We start from the raw sequence: 15,548 nt of genomic DNA, 5'->3' as shown, positions 1-15,548 counted from the left end.
CGCCCCACGGGGAAACGGGGCGCATCTGAGAGGGAAAGACATCTATGTCCAAAGTCATTGGTATCGACCTTGGCACCACCAACAGCTGTGTCGCGGTCATGGAGGGCGGCAAGCCCAAGGTTATCGAGAATTCGGAAGGCGCGCGCACGACGCCCTCGATCGTCGCCTTCACCAAGGATGGCGAACGCCTCGTCGGCCAGCCGGCCAAGCGCCAGGCGGTCACCAACCCCGACAATACCGTGTTCGCGGTGAAGCGCCTCATCGGTCGCCGCTTCGATGATCCCATCACCAAGAAGGATACCGAGCTCGTTCCTTATGACATCGTCAAGGGTTCGAACGGTGATGCCTGGGTCAAGGCGGGCGGCAAGGACTTCTCGCCGTCGCAGATCTCGGCCTTCATCCTCCAGAAGATGAAGGAAACCGCCGAGGCCTATCTCGGCGAGACGGTCACGCAGGCGGTCATCACCGTGCCGGCCTATTTCAACGACGCCCAGCGCCAGGCGACCAAGGACGCCGGCCAGATCGCGGGCCTCGAGGTGCTGCGCATCATCAACGAGCCGACCGCCGCGGCGCTCGGCTACGGGATCGACAAGCAGGAAGGCAACAAGACCATCGCGGTCTACGACCTTGGCGGCGGTACCTTCGACATCTCGATCCTCGAACTTGGCGATGGCGTGTTCGAGGTGAAGTCGACCAACGGCGACACCTTCCTCGGTGGTGAGGACTTCGACGCCGCGATCGTCGAATATCTCGCCGACCAGTTCAACAAGAAGGAAAATATCGACCTTCGCAAGGACCGCCTCGCGCTGCAGCGCCTCAAGGAAGCGGCCGAAAAGGCGAAGATCGAGCTCTCCTCGGCACAGACGACCGAAGTGAACCAGCCCTTCATCACCGCGCGGATGGAAGGCGGCGCCTCGACCCCGCTGCACCTTGTGGAGACGATCACCCGCGCCGACCTCGAAAAGCTCGTCGGCGACCTCATCAAGCGCACCCTCGAGCCCTGCAAGAAGGCGCTCAAGGATGCCGGCGTCGATGCCAAGGACATCGACGAGGTCGTGATGGTCGGCGGCATGACCCGCATGCCCAAGGTCCGCGAGACGGTGGAGACCTTCTTCGGCAAGAAGCCGCACACCGGCGTCAATCCCGATGAAGTCGTCGCCATGGGCGCGGCGATCCAGGCGGGCGTCCTCCAGGGCGACGTCAAGGACGTGCTGCTGCTCGACGTGACGCCGCTGTCGCTCGGCATCGAGACGCTGGGCGGTGTCTTCACGCGGATGATCGATCGCAACACGACGATCCCGACGAAGAAGAGCCAGACCTTCTCGACCGCCGACGACAACCAGAATGCGGTGACCATCCGCGTTTTCCAGGGCGAGCGCGAAATGGCGGCCGACAACAAGATGCTCGGCCAGTTCGACCTCGTCGGCATCCCCGCCGCGCCGCGCGGCGTGCCGCAGATCGAGGTCACCTTCGACATCGACGCCAACGGCATTGTCAACGTGTCGGCCAAGGACAAGGGCACCGGCAAGGAACAGCAGATCCGCATCCAGGCCTCGGGTGGCCTTTCGGACGACGACATCGAGAAGATGGTCCAGGAAGCCGAACAGTATGCGGACGACGACAAGAAGCGGAAGGAAACCGCCGAAGTCCGCAACCAGGCCGACAGCCTCGTCCACACGACCGAGAAGCAGCTCGAGGAGCATGGCGACAAGGTCGACGAGGCTACCAAGGCCGAGATCCAGTCGAAGCTGACCGAACTCAAGGACGCGCTTGGCGGCGATGACGCCGAGGCGATCAAGTCGAAGTCGGAAGCGCTGGCGCAGGAAGCCATGAAGCTCGGTCAGGCGATCTACCAGGCCGAACAGGCGCAGGGCGCCGATGCGAGCGCCGGTGACACTGCCGACGCCGATGCTGGCAAGGCCGACGACGAGGAAGTCGTCGACGCCGAGTTCAGCGAAGTCGACGAAGACGAAAAGGCCAACTAGGTCATGCGGGCGCCGTCTCCTGACAGGGGGACGGCGCCTTTGCATGTCCGGGGTGGGACGGATTGATGGCCGAAACCGACTATTACGACCTTCTTGGGCTCGACCGCTCTGCCGATGCGGGCGAGATCAAGCGCGCTTATCGCAAGGCGGCGATGGACTGCCATCCCGACCGCCACAACGGCTGCTCGGACAAGGAGCAGCGCTTCAAGGAAATCAACGAGGCCTATGACGTCCTCAAGGATCCGCAGAAGCGTGCGGCCTATGACCGCTTCGGCAAGGCCGCCTTCGAGGGTGGCGGGCCGGGTGGCGGCAATCCCTTCGGTGGCGGCGGTGCCGGTGCCGATTTCTCCGACATCTTTTCCTCGATCTTCGGCGAGATGGCCGGCGGCGGCCGTGGCCGCGCACGGCCTGCACCAGGACGCGGGGCGGACCTGCGCTACGACCTCGAGCTGAGCCTCGAGGAAGCCTTTGCGGGCACCGAGAAGACCATCACGGTCGAAGCGATGGCGCCGTGCGAGCCGTGCGAGGGCAATGGCTCGGCGGGCACGTCGAAGCCGGTGCTGTGCGAGACCTGCGGCGGCGCCGGCAAGGTGCGCGCCCAGCAGGGCTTCTTCCTCGTCGAGCGCGGCTGCCCGGGCTGTAACGGCACGGGGCAGGTGGTCGCCGACCCGTGCAACCACTGCAACGGCGAAGGCCGCATGCTCAAGAAGCGCAAGCTGTCGGTCGATATCCCCGCGGGCGTCGACGATGGCAATCGCATCCGCGTCGCGGGCGAGGGCGAGGCAGGCGTGCGCGGTGCGCCGCGCGGCGACCTCTATCTGTTCGTCCACATGAAGCGGCACCCCATCTTCCAGCGCGAGGGCTCGACGCTCGTCGCCGACGTGCCGGTCAGCTTCACCACCGCCGCGCTGGGCGGCGAGGTGGAAGTGCCCGGCGTCGACGGCAATAGCGTGGAATTCCGCATCAAGCCCGGCATCCAGTCGGGCGAGGCGCTGCAGAAGCGCGGCGCGGGCATGACGGTCGTGAATGGCAGCGGCCGCGGCGACATGATCGCGCGCGTCCATGTCGAGACGCCGGTCAAGCTGTCGAAAAAGCAGAAGGAGTTGCTCGAGCAGTTCCGCGAGCTGGAGACGGGTGATGAATGCCCCGCCACCAAGGGCTTTTTCGGTCGCATGAAGGAAATGTTCGAGGGCTAGGGCCGCACGGGCCCCGAAGGGCTGGCGGAACCGGCGTATTGCTGCTGTTGTTCTGGGAACGGAACAACAGGGGACGTCCTATGCGCATCATCGCCGCCAGCCTATTTGCCGCCACCGCTTTCAGCGCGCCTGCCGCCGCGCAGGACATGGCCGATGCCGAGATCCGTACCGAGTGCCTGAACCAGCGGCTGTGCGTGCTGTTCGGGCCGGGCGGCAATGTCGCGGTCCATCATGGCCAAGACGGCAATGTCATGATCGATGACAAATATGCCCCGCTCGCGCCCAAGCTGCTCACTGCCATGCGCGAGGTGAGCGACGCGCCGCTCGAATTCGTCATCAACACCCATTATCACGGCGACCATACCGGCGGGAACGAGCAGATGACGGTGGCGGGCGGCAAGGTGCTCGCGCACGAGAATGTCCGCGCCCGCATCGAGGCCGAGCTGGCCGAGGAGGATGCGGCGGGTGAGGGGAGCGCCGAAGGCTGGATGAAGCTGCCGGTCATCACTTTCGACAGTTCGGTCGACCTCTACTGGAACGGCGAGCAGATCGACATCGTCCATGTCCACCATGCCCACACCGATGGCGATGCGATCGTCTGGCTCCGGGGCTCGAAGGTCGTCCACATGGGCGACACCTATTTCAAGGATGCGACCTGGCCTTACATCGACCTTGCCGCGGGCGGGTCGATCGACGGGGTGATCGCGGCGGTGCGCGGGGTGCTGGACGGCATCGGCGAGGACTGGACGGTCATCCCCGGCCACGGCCCCATCGCCACCCATGCCGACCTCCATGCCTATCACGACATGCTCGTCGCCATCCGCGCGGGCGTGGCCGAGGGCGTGGCGGCGGGCGAGAGCCTCGAGGCGGTGCAGGCCCGCGACCTCACCGCGCCCTATGAGGTCGGCGAGGGCTTCATCACGCGGGCGAAGTTCATCGAGGCCGTCTACAAGAGCCTCAGGGGAGAGACCGACTACAGCCCCCGCTGAGGCGGCCTATTCCTCGCCGTCGAGCCAGGCCGCCAGGCGGCGGCTCACCGTGCCGATCGTATAGGGCTTCTGCAGGACGAGGCGCTTCTTGTGCTGGTCGGGCAGGGCGGCCTGTTCGCCATAGCCGGTGGCGAAGACGAACGGGATGCCATGATCGTCGAGCACATCGGCGATGCGGAAGCTGTTGGTGTCGCCGAGGTTGATGTCGAGCACTGCGAAATCGGGCTGGAGGCGGTCGATGGTGGCGATCGCGCCCTCCACGCTGGCCTCGGTCACGATCTTGCGTGCGCCGAGGCGCGCGAGGATGTCCTCGGCATCGAGCGCGATGATGAGGCTGTCCTCAACCAGCATCACCACCTTGTCCTCGAGCAGGCGCTCGTTGGCGCCGTCCTTGGTCTCGACCTGCGCGGGGCGTTCGCTGCGCGGCTGGGGCGCTTCGCTCGTCTGCATGCGGCCTTCCTCGCCGCTACGCAGCGTGAGATGGCGCGGCGGGATGATGAAGCTCGCCTTCAACCCTTCGGGACGATAGTCGAGCCGCGCCTTTCCGCCGAGGTCGTAGGGCACGCTGCGCTCGATGATGGTGGTGCCGAAGCCCTGCCGGGTGGGCTGGCTGACCGGCGGGCCGCCCTGTTCGGTCCAGTGGATATGGAGATGGTCGGTCGCATCGACATGCCAGCTGACATGCACCGTGCCCGAATCCGACAGCGAGCCATATTTGGCCGAATTGGTGACGAGCTCGTGGACGACGAGCGCCATCGTCGAATAGGCCTGCGGGTTGAGGAGGATGCCGGGACCGTCGGTCGAGACGCGGTCCTTCTGTTCGACGAGAAAGGCGGCGACCTCGGCGTCGATCAGCTGCTGGAATTGCGCGGGCCCCCAATGGTCCTCGGTGATCTGGTTGTGGGCGCGGGCGAGCGCATGGATGCGTCCGTCGACCAGCGCGACGAAATCCTCGATCGGCGTGTCGTCGCTAGGCTTGGATTGCCGGATGAGGCCGCGGATCAGCGACAGGATGTTGCGCACGCGGTGATTGAGCTCGGCGATCAGCAATTCCTGCCGGTCGTTGGCCGCCTGCCGTTCCTGGCTGGCCTCGTCCGACAGGCGCAGCACGACCTCGATGAGAGTGGCGCGCAGCTGCTCGGCGATGCGCTTCTCGGTGTCGGTGAAGGGCCTGGACTTGCCCTCGACCAGTTCCTTCCATTCCTCGAAGCTCTCGCGCGGGTGGAGGCGGGTGCCGTTGGGGCCGTAGCTGGCGGGTTTCTGCGGATTGCCGGCCCAGCGCACCGAGCGGATGCGCTCCTCGCGGAAGAGGACGACATAGTCGCGCGGCGTGCGGCTGATCGGGATGGCCAACATGCCGGCGGCCTTGTCGGCGAAGGCCTCGGCGCCCTCGACCACGCTCGAGATCCGGTCAGTGGCGAAAACACGCCCCGCCGCGGTGCCGTTGAGGGCGCGCACGATGCGAGCGAATTGGGCGGTGTCGGGGGTCAGGCCGGCAAAGGCGTAATTGCCGTTGATCCAGACGCCCACGCCATCGGCGGGGACGACGCCGGTGATGACGTCGGAGAACCATTGCGGGTCGCGCAGCAGCGATTCATCGGTGGCGATGGCGCCCAATAGCTGGTCGGACATGTCGCGCGCCTGCCGTTCGAGCGCCATCAGTTCCTGCCGCTCGCGCGATTCGACGCGCATGGCGAAGAGCTGGCCGAACAGTTCGGCGACCGAGCGTCGCTCGAAGGAGGGGCAGCGGGCGCTGTAATGGTGGGCCACGATCATGCCCCACAGCTTGCCCTCGGTGATGATCGAGATGGTGAGGGTGGCCTGCACCCCCATGTTCTTGAGATATTCGATGTGGATCGGGCTGACCGCGCGCAGCACCGACAAGGACAGGTCGATCGGCTCGCCGTCGATGTTCTTCTGCGGCAGCACGGGCACGGGCTCGGCATCGACGTCGGTGATGACGCGCATGAGCGAGCGCAGATAGAGCTCGCGCGCCTGCTTGGGGATGTCGCTGGCGGGATAGTTCAGCCCGAGGAAGGTGCCGATGCCCGACTTGGCGGCCTCGGCCACCACTTCGCCCGACCCGTCGCGGTCGAACTGGTAGATCATGACGCGGTCATAGCCGGTCAGTGCGCGGACCTGGCGCGCGCCTTCGCGAAGGAAGCCGGCCATGTCGGGCGCGCTGTCGAGACGGCTGACCATCGAGCGGACCATGCCGCTGGCATCGCCGAAACCCTTGTCGCGGCTCGGCTCGCCCTCGACGACGATCATGCCCTGCGACATGTGGATGGCGAGGTCGAACTGGCGCGCGTCCTCGCTCTCGGTGAGCGGCAGGTTGAACAGGCGCTCGACGGCGTCACTGCCGCGCAGGAGCGCGAGGCGGTTGCGCAGAGCATGGATCGCCTCGCCCGAGAGAAATTCCTGCGCGCGCTTGCCGAGCGGATCGGCACCGACGGGAAGGAAGTCGTCAAGGTTGGCCGAATGGCGCATGATCTGCCAGTCAAGCGAGAAAGCGACGAGGAAACCGATCGGCTGGATGCCACCCAGAAGGTGGATCGGTTCGCGGTCACAGTTCGTCAGGTCAACGGGACCGTCGAAGTCTTCAGGCTTGTTCATTCGTTCCCCACATACGCATCGGCAGCGCGCGCAAATGCCTCGAAGGCCAGGATCGCCGCGCGCTCCGCCACGGCACGATCAACGGGTGATGCCAGATTTTGTTCAAGGAGCGCAACGAAATCGGGCCAGCGCGTCGGCGAGGGGTGGCGAAGGAAAGCGGTCGGCATGCCCTCGGGCAGCCCGCGGCGGATGACTTCGCCGCCGAGCCGCGAGCCTTCGAGCACATAGGCGGCGCCGAGGATGTCGGGGGTGCCGAGCACCGGCTGGATGGCGACCGGCGGGGGCAGGTCGTGGCCCATCGCCTCGAGGTCGGCGAGGATCGCGGGGCCGCGGCGGTGGGCGGGCCAGTCGGGAATGACGGTCGCCGCCCCCGCATGGTCGAGCGCGGCCTCGTAGGGGAGGAGCGCGGCGGCCTGTGCGAGGAGGAAGCGAACGTAATCCTCGCGCTTCGTCAGGTCGAGCGTGGAGAAGAGGTCATCGAGCGCCTCGTGCCGCGCATCGGTAGCGGCTTTCAGCGAGGCGCGGACGTTCATCCGCCGAACACGCGCTCGAATATGGTGTCGACGCGGGCGAGATGGTGGTCGAGGTCGAACAGGCCTTCGAGTTCTTCCCCGCTCATCTTTGCCGTCACCTGTTCGTCCTCTTTCAGGAGGTCGAGCAGCTTGAGCTGGCCGTCGGATTCCCACACGCGCATCGCGTTCTTCTGGACGATGGCATAGCTGTCCTCGCGGCTGAGGCCTTTCTGCGTGAGGGCGAGGAGGACGCGCTGCGAGTGGATGAGCCCGCCCATGCGGTCGAGGTTCTTCTGCATTCGCTCGGGATAGACGATGAGCTTGTCCATGACGCCGGTCAGGCGGGCGAGCGCGAAGTCGAGGGTGATGCAGGCATCGGGGCCGATGAAGCGCTCGACCGAACTGTGGCTGATGTCGCGCTCGTGCCAGAGGGCGACATTCTCGAGCGCGGGAAGCGCATAGGCGCGAACCATGCGGGCAAGGCCGGTGAGGTTCTCGGTGAGGACGGGGTTTCGCTTGTGCGGCATGGCCGACGAGCCCTTCTGGCCGGGCGAGAAATATTCCTCCGCCTCGAGCACTTCGGTGCGCTGGAGGTGGCGGACCTCGACGGCGAGGCGCTCGACCGAGGAGGCGATGACCGCGAGGGTGGCGAAGAATTCGGCGTGGCGGTCGCGCGGGATGACCTGCGTCGAGATGGGCTCGGGGGTGAGGCCGAGTTCCTTGGCGACATGCTCCTCAATGCGCGGGTCGATATTGGCGAAGGTGCCGACCGCGCCCGAGATGGCACAGGTGGCGATCTCGTCGCGGGCGTGGCGCAGGCGGGTGAGGCCGCGGTCGAACTCGGCATAGGCCTGCGCGAGCTTCAGGCCGAAGCTGGTCGGTTCGGCATGGATGCCGTGGCTGCGGCCCATGGTCGGGGTCATCTTATGCTCTTGGGCGCGGCGCTTCAGCGTCTCGAGCAGTTCTTCCATGCCCTTGATGAGAAGGTCGGCCGACTGGGTCAGCTGGACCGCGAGGCTGGTGTCGAGCACGTCCGAGCTGGTCATGCCCTGGTGGAGCCAGCGGCGTTCGGGCCCGAGCTTCTCGCCCGCCCAGGTGAGGAAGGCGATGACGTCATGCTTGGTGACCGCCTCGATGGCGTCGATGGCGGGCACGTCGATCTCGCCCAGCACATTGTCGTCATAGGCGCGGCGGATGGTCTTCGCATCGTCGGCATCGATCATGCCGATCTGTCCCATCGCCTCGGCGGCGAAAACCTCGATGGCCCACCAGATGCGGTAGCGGTTCTCGGTATCCCAGATGGCGGTCATCTCGGGGCGGGCGTAGCGGGGGACCATGAGTAGCTCCGAAAGCAATTTGTTTCGGCGGCGACTAGCAGGGCAGGAGGGGGCTTACAACCGGACTAAAGGTGACCTGCCGCGCGCAGCGACACGGGCTCGCCGGTGGCGCCGATGATGACATGGTCGTGGAGCAGGATTCTCAGCGGGCGGGCGGCGTCGGCCAGTTCGCGGGTGAGGCGGATGTCGGCGCGGCTCGGGGTCGCATCGCCCGAGGGGTGGTTGTGGACGAGGATGAGGGCCGAGGCGCCGAGTGCCAGCGCGCGGGCAAGCACTTCGCGCACATGGACCGCGCTCTCATCGACCGTGCCCTCGAACAGCGTCTCGTTGGCGAGGAGCCGGTTCTTGGTGTCGAGGAAGAGGCCGCGCACCTCCTCGGTCCCGCGCCACGCCATCTTGGCATGGAGATAGTCGGTCACCGCCTGCCAGCTGGTGAGGAGGTCGCGGCCGTGCAGGCGATGTTCGAGGAGGCGGCGCGCGGTCGCGGCGGCGATCTTCAGGGCGCCGATCTGCGGGTCGGTAAGGCCCTCGCGCCGGAGCGTGCCGACATCGGCCTCGAGCAGCTCGGCATAGCCGCCGAATTGGGCAAGCAGCCGCTTGGCGAGCGCCTTGGTGTCGCCGCGGCGGTTGGCGAGGGTGAGGAGGTATTCGACCAGCTCGTGATCGAGCAGCGCGGTCTCGCCCTCCTCGATAAAGCGCTTGCGCAGGCGCGCGCGATGGCCGGCGGCGTCGAGCGGGGCGAGATCGTTCATTGGGGGCAGGCCGAACGGTGCATGGGCGAGGGGCTCCACGAGGATTCGGCAGGACCGAGGCTAGCGGGGCGGAGCGCTCCCGCCAAGGCTCGTTACGATGCCGTCTCGAAATCGCCGGCGTATCGGGCATCGAGGGCGTCGAGGAGCATGGGGCCGATCGGCAGTTCGACCTCGTAATAGCCCTCGGCATAGGGTCCCGCGACATAAGGGTCGGCGGTGAGGGCGAAACGCTCGAAGCGGCCGTTGCCGTCGCGGTCGACGGGAATGATGGTGATCTCGCCGAGGGCCGGGCATTCGGAGAACATGCCGCTGATCACTTCACCGCGGCGTTCGAGCTGCTGCGCGGCAAGGTCGGTGCAAAAGGCTTCGCGCAAGGCGGCGTCGCGCTCCTCTTTGTCGCCGAATAGCGTGGCGAGATCGATTTGCGCCTCATCCTCGCGGTCCCAGAGAAGCGCGTCGGTGCCGTGGTTGGGATGCGCGCCGCCGGTGTAGCTTCCCCATTTCGCCGACAGCGAAAGGAGCCTGTGCGTATCTCCCTCCGTCTCCCATGCCTTGCTGCCTTCATAGCCATTGAAGGCTATCTTCTGTTCGGCGCGCATCGCGGCACCTTCCTCCGCCATCCCGCGCAGATCGGCGAGGGCCTCCTGCGCCTCCTTGCGAAAGCGCGCGTCAATGGCGGGCACGGCGGCGGCCTCGGCCGGCCAGCTCCAGCTGAAGTCGACGAGATTGTCCTTCTCGACGATCTTCACGGCGGTGGGGGTTTCGGCCATGGCCTCGGGCGCGGGCGGGTCGGCCATGGTCGCGGAGGGGGGCTCTTCCCCCGCTGTTTCGGGCTGGCAGGCCAGCAGCGCGCCGGCCAGCGTGACACCGAGCGGAAGGAGGGCGCGGGGGCCGGGAGGGGGAAGCAACGTCATCGCTCTCCAAGCGCAGAAAGGCGATAGATCGTTCCCTTCGACGGTTGACACTAAGTGCCTCGCTTCATAAAGGGGCGGCGCCTCTGGCGGGCTCGTTCGAAGCCCCGGGCCGTCGTGCCAGTTTCATCGTTGGAGCTGGCACTTGGTTTACGGGAGAAAGCATGGCCGAGAACGGATCCGACAGGCAGGTGCCCGAAACCCCCGAGGATGCGCGGATCGATTCGCTCGAAGAGCGGCTCCGGCGAGCGCAGGAACGGGAGGCGGAAAGGACCGGTGCCAATCGCCCCGCGCGCGACGATAGCGAAGCGCAAGGGGGAAGGGTGCTGTCCTATCTTCTGGGCGGCCTGTTCGGTGGCACCCTCGTGGGCTGGACGATCGATCGTCTGGCAGGAACGGGGGGCGTCGCTCTGATCGTCGGCCTGGTCCTCGGGATCGTGGGCGGCTTCTGGAGCATCGTGAGAATTTCTACCGGCGCAAAGCCGGGTGCAAGGGACGAGTGACAAGTGGCTGAAGGCGGCAAGATCGATCCGATGTACCAGTTCGAGGTGACCCCCCTCTTTGGCGAGGGCTGGGAAATCGCGGGCTATTCGATTCCCTTCACCAACAGCGCGGCTTGGATGGCCGTGACGCTGGTCGTGCTTGGCCTGTTCATGATGGGTGGCATGAAGCGCGAGCTCGTCCCCGGTCGCTGGCAGATGGCTGTCGAGGGCTTCACCGGCTTCATCACCGGCATGATCGACACGAACATCGGCAAGGAAGGCCGCAAGTTCGTGCCTTATGTCTTCTCGCTGTTCATGTTCATCCTGTTCGCCAACCTGCTCGGCCTGCTGCCGACCGCGATCTTCGGCGTCCATGCCTTTACCGTGACCAGCCACCTGACCGTCACCGGCGTGCTCGCGCTGGTCAGCTTCGCGATGGTGCTGATCGTCGGCTTCTGGAAGCACAAGCTGCACTTCTTCAGCCTGTTCGTGCCGCACGGCACGCCGACCGTCATGGTCCCGCTCATCTTCCTCATCGAGCTGTTCAGCTTCATGTTCCGCCCGATCAGCCTCGGTCTGCGACTGTTCGTCGCCATGACCGCGGGCCACATCCTGCTCAAGGTGCTGGCGGGCTTCGTGATCAACGGCACCGCTGGCGGCATCGCCACGCTCGCCATCGTCTCGGTGCCCAGTTTCGTCCTGATGATCGGTATCTCGATGCTCGAGATCCTCGTCGCCGGCATCCAGGCCTATGTTTTCGCCCTGCTCACGTCGCTGTATCTCAACGACGCGATCAACCTTCACTAATCACTGATTTTTCAACTGGGAGTTTTTATCATGGACGCAGAAGCCGCAAAGCTGCTTGGTGCCGGTCTCGCCGCGATCGGCGTTGGTATGGCCGCCCTTGGCGTTGGTAACGTCTTCGGCTCGTTCCTCGAGAGCGCGCTTCGCAACCCGGCCGCCGCTGACGGCCAGCAGGGTCGCCTGTTCATCGGCTTCGCCGCTGCCGAACTTCTCGGCCTGCTGGCGTTCGTCGTCGCGATGATCCTGCTCTTCGTCGCGTAACTTCACTTCTAGTTTCCAAGGGGTCGGCTCATGCCGCAACTTGCACAAATTGCGGAAATCTACGCCTCGCAGATTTTCTGGCTGACGGTTTTCTTCGGCGCCATCCTGGTCTTCATCGGCTATGGCATGGTCCCCAAGATCCAGAAGACGGTGGACCTGCGCGACGACAAGATCGCAGCCGACCTCAAGGAAGCCGAAGAGGCGCAGAAGGCCGCGGACGCGCTCGAGGAAGGCTATCGCGCCGACCTCGATGCCGCCCGCGCCGAAGCCGCCAAATTTAACGCCAACGCCAAGGAAGCCGCCGCCGAGCGGACCGAACAGGCGCTGGCCAAGGCCGACAAGGGCATCGACAAGACGCTCGAGAAGGCGGCCGCCGAACTCGAGGCGCAGCGCACCGCCGCGCGCGCCGAACTCGAAGCCCTTGCTGCAGAGGCGACGCAGGCCATGGTCCTCAAGGTCGCCGGCCTCAAGGTCGACAAGCGCACCGCCACCAGCGCGGTGAAGAAGGAACTCACCCATGTTTAACATGGTCCTCGCTGCCGAGAGCTATTTCACCGACGGCGCCGTCTGGGTCGCCTTCGCCATGGCCGCGGTCATCGCGCTCATGCTGTGGAAGAAGGTGCCGGCCGCGATCGGCAAGTCGCTCGACGCCAAGATCGAGGCGATCAAGGAACAGCTCGACGAAGCCAAGCAGCTTCGCGCCGAAGCCGAAGCCCTGAAGGCCGAATATGACGCCAAGGCCAAGGCCGCCAAGAAGGACGCCGACGCGATCCGCGCCCGCGCCGAGGAAGAGGCCACCGCGCTGGTGACCAAGGCCGAAGCCGACGCCAAGGAAATGGTCGCGCGCAAGCAGGCCATGGCCGAAGCCAAGATCGCCGCCGAACAGCGGGCCGCGGTCGCCGAGCTCAAGGCCATCGCCGCCACTGCCGCGAAGAATGCCTCTGCCGCGATCATCGCCAAGAAGGCCGACGAGGACACCGACGCCAAGCTGATCGACGAAGCGATCACCAAGCTCGGCTAGGCACCTCGCATAGCAAACAGCGAAGGGCCCGGAGGCAGTTGCTTCCGGGCCCTTTCTGTTTGCGCACAAAGGAAGAGGCGAGGACGGCCATGGCCATCCTCGCCCCTGCCTCATCTTCCGCCAGTGGCGGAAATCTCTCTCGTTACGACTGCTGGTGAAGCTCGCCGCGTTCGCTGACGCCTTCGAGGGCGACATTCTCGGCGTCGCCATCGGTCTGGCGGGCGATGTCGCCGAGGCTGACCATGCCGACGAGCTTGTCGCTGTCATCGATCACCGGCAGGCGGCGCACCTGGCATTCGCTCATCTTCAAGGCGGCGGTGTCGACATCGTCGCTCGAACGGATCCACACGGGATCCTTGGTCATGAGCTCCGAGACTGCGCAGTCGGGATCCTTGCCTTCCGAGATGCCACGCACGGCGACGTCGCGGTCGGTGATCATCCCGACGAGCTTGTCACCATCGCAAACGGGGATCGAGCCGGTGTCTTCACTGAGCATGAAGCTGGCGGCTTTTCGCACCGATTCCGAAGGCGACACCGTCTTGATGTCCTTGGTCATGACTTGGTCGATCTGCATATCTACGCTCCCACTTTTTCGTTGAGTTTCAACAAATTAACGGGAGGCTGCTGCCGATCGTTCCGGCCCTAGGGCGTGTTTTCGGTGAGGAGAGTGTAGGTCGCGACGAGCTCTTCATCCTGATTGAAGATCTCGACCGCCCACTTCACCACGCCGGTTTCCTCCGACTTGATCGACTTGGATTTGACCGTGAGTTCGACGCGCATGCTGTCACCCGGATAGAGCGGGGTCAGGAACTTCAAATCCTCGATGCCGGTGTTGGCCAGCACGGGGCCGGGCTCGGGGTCGACGAACAGGCCTGCGGCGAAGCTCAGGATCAGGTAGCCGTGGGCGACGCGGCCCTCGAAGATGGGGGAAGCCTTGGCGGCTTCCTCGTCCATATGCGCGTAGAAGGTGTCGCCGGTGAAGCGGGCGAAGCGCTCGATGTCCTCGATGTTCACCTGCCGGCTCTTGGAAAAGAAGGTCTGCCCGAGCTTCATCTCGCTCATCTTGAGGCGGAAGGGGTGGACGGGGCTCTCGGTCTTGGGCGCGCCCGCGACATATTGGCCGCTGATCGCCGCGATCATCGCGGGCGTCGACTGGATGGCGGTGCGCTGCATGTAATGATGCAGGCCGCGCACGCCGCCCATTTCCTCCGACCCGCCGGCGCGGCCGGGGCCACCGTGGACGAGGACGGGGAGCGGGCTGCCGTGGCCCGTCGAGAGCTTGGCATTGTCGCGGTTGATGACGAGCATGCGGCCGTGGAAGGCGGCGGCGCCGCGGATGAAGGTGGCGGCGGCGGTCTCGTCATGGCTGAACATGGAAAGCGCGAGACTGCCCATGCCGCGATTGGCGAGCGCGATGGCGTCGTCCACGTCCTTGTAGGGCATGATGGTGGCGACGGGGCCGAAGGCCTCGACATCGTGCACCGCATCGGCGCTCCACGGATCGTCGGCGCGCAGGAGGCAGGGGGCGATGAAGGCGCCGCCTTCGGTGCCGACATTGGCGTCGGGGTCGCCGCAGACGATGCGCGCGCCGCCTTTGACCAGCTCGGCGATCTTCGAGCGGACGTCGTCGCGCTGCGAGCAGCTGACGAGGGCGCCCAGCTGGGTCTCCTTCTCGCGTGGATCGCCGATGGTCATGGCGGAAAGCTTTTCAGCCATCGCCTTCTCGACGGCGTCGAGTTGGGCCTCGGGCACGAGCGCGCGGCGGATGGCGGTGCACTTCTGGCCCGCCTTGACCGTCATCTCGCGCACGACCTCGTCGACGAAGAGCGTGAATTCGGGGCTGTCGGGGGTGGCGTCGGGGCCGAGGACCGAGGCGTTGAGGCTGTCCTGTTCGGCGACGAAGGTGACGCTCTCGCGCAGCACCGTGGGGTGGTTTTTGAGCTTGTTCGCGGTGGCCGCCGAACCGGTGAAGCTGACGACATCCTGGCCGGTGAGATGGTCGAACATGTCGCCGACCCCGCCGACGATCAGCTGGACCGCGCCCTCGGGGAGCACGCCCGTCTCGATCATGATGCGGAAGGCAGCCTCGGCGAGATAGGAAGTGGCGGTCGCGGGCTTGACGATACAGGGCATGCCCGCGAGCAGCGTCGGCGCGACTTTCTCGAGCATCCCCCAGACGGGGAAGTTGAAGGCGTTGATGTGCACCGCCGCTCCCTGTTTGGGGGTCATGATATGCTGGCCGACGAAACCCGGCTCCTTGGCGAGCGGCTCCTGCTCGCCGTCGAGGAGGACATGGGCGTCGGGGAGTTTCTTGCGGCCGGTCGAAGAGTAGCTCAGCAGGGTGAGCGCGCCGCCGTCGATGTCGATCCAGCCGTCTTTGCGCGTCGCGCCGGAGTGAGGATTGAGCGCGTACAGCTCTTCCTTTCGCTCCATGATGGCGAGACCGAGGGTCTTCAGCATCCAGGCGCGTTCGTGGAAGGTCATCTTGCGCAGGGCAGGGCCGCCGACCTCGCGGGCGTGGGCGAGCATGGCGGCGAAGTCGAGGCCGTCCGAGCCGGTGCGGGCGATCTCGCTCCCGTCGATGGCGCTGGGGATGGCGCGAAGGTCGCCCTCGCCGCGGGTCCACTGGTCGCGGGCATAATTGAGCAGCTCGGCGGTCTTCATGGGGTCACTCTCTCCTGA

General features: G+C 65.8%; 15 protein-coding genes. 8 read left to right on the top strand and 7 right to left on the bottom strand.

Annotation, left to right across the window (positions count from 1 at the left end):
- Window positions 1-44: 44 nt before the first annotated feature.
- The 3 genes from dnaK to NUW81_RS03460 all read left to right on the top strand — a co-directional run bounded on the left by dnaK (window position 45) and on the right by NUW81_RS03460 (window position 4,170).
- Window positions 45-1,985 (top strand): molecular chaperone DnaK, encoded by a 1,941-nt coding sequence (gene dnaK / locus NUW81_RS03470; RefSeq protein ID WP_245110358.1) that lies wholly within the window; start codon window positions 45-47, stop codon window positions 1,983-1,985.
- A gap of 62 nt (window positions 1,986-2,047) precedes the next feature.
- Window positions 2,048-3,181 carry a molecular chaperone DnaJ gene (gene dnaJ / locus NUW81_RS03465; RefSeq protein WP_376741959.1) on the top strand — a complete coding sequence of 378 codons (1,134 nt, stop codon included), beginning with the start codon at window positions 2,048-2,050 and terminating at the stop codon, window positions 3,179-3,181.
- 80 nt (window positions 3,182-3,261) lie between these two features.
- Window positions 3,262-4,170, top strand: a complete 909-nt coding sequence (locus tag NUW81_RS03460) for an MBL fold metallo-hydrolase (RefSeq protein ID WP_245110356.1) — start codon at window positions 3,262-3,264, stop codon at window positions 4,168-4,170.
- Between the two features lie 6 nt (window positions 4,171-4,176).
- On the opposite strand, the gene NUW81_RS03455 is transcribed toward NUW81_RS03460, so the two are convergent.
- The 5 genes from NUW81_RS03455 to NUW81_RS03435 all read right to left on the bottom strand — a co-directional run bounded on the left by NUW81_RS03455 (window position 4,177) and on the right by NUW81_RS03435 (window position 10,301).
- Complete coding sequence (locus NUW81_RS03455; protein WP_245110355.1) at window positions 4,177-6,786, bottom strand: HWE histidine kinase domain-containing protein; 2,610 nt, start codon at window positions 6,784-6,786, stop codon at window positions 4,177-4,179.
- Window positions 6,783-7,319 (bottom strand): biliverdin-producing heme oxygenase, encoded by a 537-nt coding sequence (locus tag NUW81_RS03450; RefSeq protein WP_245110354.1) that lies wholly within the window; start codon window positions 7,317-7,319, stop codon window positions 6,783-6,785. Before NUW81_RS03450 ends, NUW81_RS03455 begins: the two co-directional genes overlap by 4 nt.
- Window positions 7,316-8,635, bottom strand: a complete 1,320-nt coding sequence (gene purB / locus NUW81_RS03445; RefSeq protein ID WP_245110353.1) for an adenylosuccinate lyase — start codon at window positions 8,633-8,635, stop codon at window positions 7,316-7,318. The genes NUW81_RS03450 and purB overlap by 4 nt, the downstream gene beginning before the upstream one ends.
- Before the next feature lie 65 nt (window positions 8,636-8,700).
- Window positions 8,701-9,387 carry a RadC family protein gene (gene radC / locus NUW81_RS03440; protein WP_245110352.1) on the bottom strand — a complete coding sequence of 229 codons (687 nt, stop codon included), beginning with the start codon at window positions 9,385-9,387 and terminating at the stop codon, window positions 8,701-8,703.
- A gap of 92 nt (window positions 9,388-9,479) precedes the next feature.
- Window positions 9,480-10,301 (bottom strand): PdaC/SigV domain-containing protein, encoded by an 822-nt coding sequence (locus NUW81_RS03435; protein ID WP_245110351.1) that lies wholly within the window; start codon window positions 10,299-10,301, stop codon window positions 9,480-9,482.
- Between the two features lie 161 nt (window positions 10,302-10,462).
- Between NUW81_RS03435 and NUW81_RS03430 the strand changes: the two genes are divergently transcribed.
- From NUW81_RS03430 to NUW81_RS03410, 5 genes are read left to right on the top strand one after another with little or no spacing between them, the layout of a single operon-like run.
- Window positions 10,463-10,801 carry an AtpZ/AtpI family protein gene (locus tag NUW81_RS03430; RefSeq protein ID WP_245110350.1) on the top strand — a complete coding sequence of 113 codons (339 nt, stop codon included), beginning with the start codon at window positions 10,463-10,465 and terminating at the stop codon, window positions 10,799-10,801.
- Window positions 10,802-10,831: 30 nt separating this feature from the next.
- A complete protein-coding gene (locus NUW81_RS03425) occupies window positions 10,832-11,587 on the top strand; it encodes a F0F1 ATP synthase subunit A (RefSeq protein WP_245113654.1) in 756 nt (251 codons plus the stop codon).
- A gap of 30 nt (window positions 11,588-11,617) precedes the next feature.
- Complete coding sequence (locus NUW81_RS03420; RefSeq protein ID WP_085217225.1) at window positions 11,618-11,845, top strand: F0F1 ATP synthase subunit C; 228 nt, start codon at window positions 11,618-11,620, stop codon at window positions 11,843-11,845.
- A gap of 30 nt (window positions 11,846-11,875) precedes the next feature.
- Complete coding sequence (locus NUW81_RS03415) at window positions 11,876-12,370, top strand: F0F1 ATP synthase subunit B family protein (protein ID WP_245110349.1); 495 nt, start codon at window positions 11,876-11,878, stop codon at window positions 12,368-12,370.
- On the top strand, window positions 12,363-12,866 hold the full coding sequence (locus NUW81_RS03410) for a F0F1 ATP synthase subunit B family protein (RefSeq protein ID WP_245110348.1): 504 nt from the start codon (window positions 12,363-12,365) through the stop codon (window positions 12,864-12,866). Before NUW81_RS03415 ends, NUW81_RS03410 begins: the two co-directional genes overlap by 8 nt.
- A 142-nt stretch (window positions 12,867-13,008) precedes the next feature.
- Here NUW81_RS03410 and NUW81_RS03405 read toward each other — a convergent pair whose 3' ends face one another.
- Both NUW81_RS03405 and paaZ read right to left on the bottom strand, forming a co-directional pair.
- Window positions 13,009-13,440: a CBS domain-containing protein gene (locus NUW81_RS03405; protein WP_245110347.1), complete on the bottom strand. Its 432-nt coding sequence runs from the start codon at window positions 13,438-13,440 to the stop codon at window positions 13,009-13,011.
- A gap of 68 nt (window positions 13,441-13,508) precedes the next feature.
- On the bottom strand, window positions 13,509-15,530 hold the full coding sequence (gene paaZ, locus NUW81_RS03400) for a phenylacetic acid degradation bifunctional protein PaaZ (protein WP_245110346.1): 2,022 nt from the start codon (window positions 15,528-15,530) through the stop codon (window positions 13,509-13,511).
- Between the last annotated feature and the right edge of the window lie 18 nt (window positions 15,531-15,548).

Origin of the sequence: Sphingomicrobium aestuariivivum, assembly GCF_024721585.1 — a bacterium.
GTDB classification, from domain to species: Bacteria; Pseudomonadota; Alphaproteobacteria; order Sphingomonadales; family Sphingomonadaceae; genus Sphingomicrobium; species Sphingomicrobium aestuariivivum.
This window is presented reverse-complemented; position numbering and strand designations above follow the sequence as displayed.

What these genes read in the sequence shown, in the direction of transcription:
- radC (WP_245110352.1), bottom strand. Translation starts at nt 9,387, where the DNA reads ATGAACGATCTCGCCCCGCTCGACGCCGCCGGCCATCGCGCGCGCCTG.
- NUW81_RS03405 (WP_245110347.1), bottom strand. Translation starts at nt 13,440, where the DNA reads ATGCAGATCGACCAAGTCATGACCAAGGACATCAAGACGGTGTCGCCT.
- NUW81_RS03420 (WP_085217225.1), top strand. Translation starts at nt 11,618, where the DNA reads ATGGACGCAGAAGCCGCAAAGCTGCTTGGTGCCGGTCTCGCCGCGATC.
- NUW81_RS03450 (WP_245110354.1), bottom strand. Translation starts at nt 7,319, where the DNA reads ATGAACGTCCGCGCCTCGCTGAAAGCCGCTACCGATGCGCGGCACGAG.
- NUW81_RS03410 (WP_245110348.1), top strand. Translation starts at nt 12,363, where the DNA reads ATGTTTAACATGGTCCTCGCTGCCGAGAGCTATTTCACCGACGGCGCC.
- paaZ (WP_245110346.1), bottom strand. Translation starts at nt 15,530, where the DNA reads ATGAAGACCGCCGAGCTGCTCAATTATGCCCGCGACCAGTGGACCCGC.
- NUW81_RS03415 (WP_245110349.1), top strand. Translation starts at nt 11,876, where the DNA reads ATGCCGCAACTTGCACAAATTGCGGAAATCTACGCCTCGCAGATTTTC.
- NUW81_RS03455 (WP_245110355.1), bottom strand. Translation starts at nt 6,786, where the DNA reads ATGAACAAGCCTGAAGACTTCGACGGTCCCGTTGACCTGACGAACTGT.
- dnaK (WP_245110358.1), top strand. Translation starts at nt 45, where the DNA reads ATGTCCAAAGTCATTGGTATCGACCTTGGCACCACCAACAGCTGTGTC.
- NUW81_RS03430 (WP_245110350.1), top strand. Translation starts at nt 10,463, where the DNA reads ATGGCCGAGAACGGATCCGACAGGCAGGTGCCCGAAACCCCCGAGGAT.
- NUW81_RS03460 (WP_245110356.1), top strand. Translation starts at nt 3,262, where the DNA reads ATGCGCATCATCGCCGCCAGCCTATTTGCCGCCACCGCTTTCAGCGCG.
- purB (WP_245110353.1), bottom strand. Translation starts at nt 8,635, where the DNA reads ATGGTCCCCCGCTACGCCCGCCCCGAGATGACCGCCATCTGGGATACC.
- NUW81_RS03435 (WP_245110351.1), bottom strand. Translation starts at nt 10,301, where the DNA reads ATGACGTTGCTTCCCCCTCCCGGCCCCCGCGCCCTCCTTCCGCTCGGT.
- NUW81_RS03425 (WP_245113654.1), top strand. Translation starts at nt 10,832, where the DNA reads ATGTACCAGTTCGAGGTGACCCCCCTCTTTGGCGAGGGCTGGGAAATC.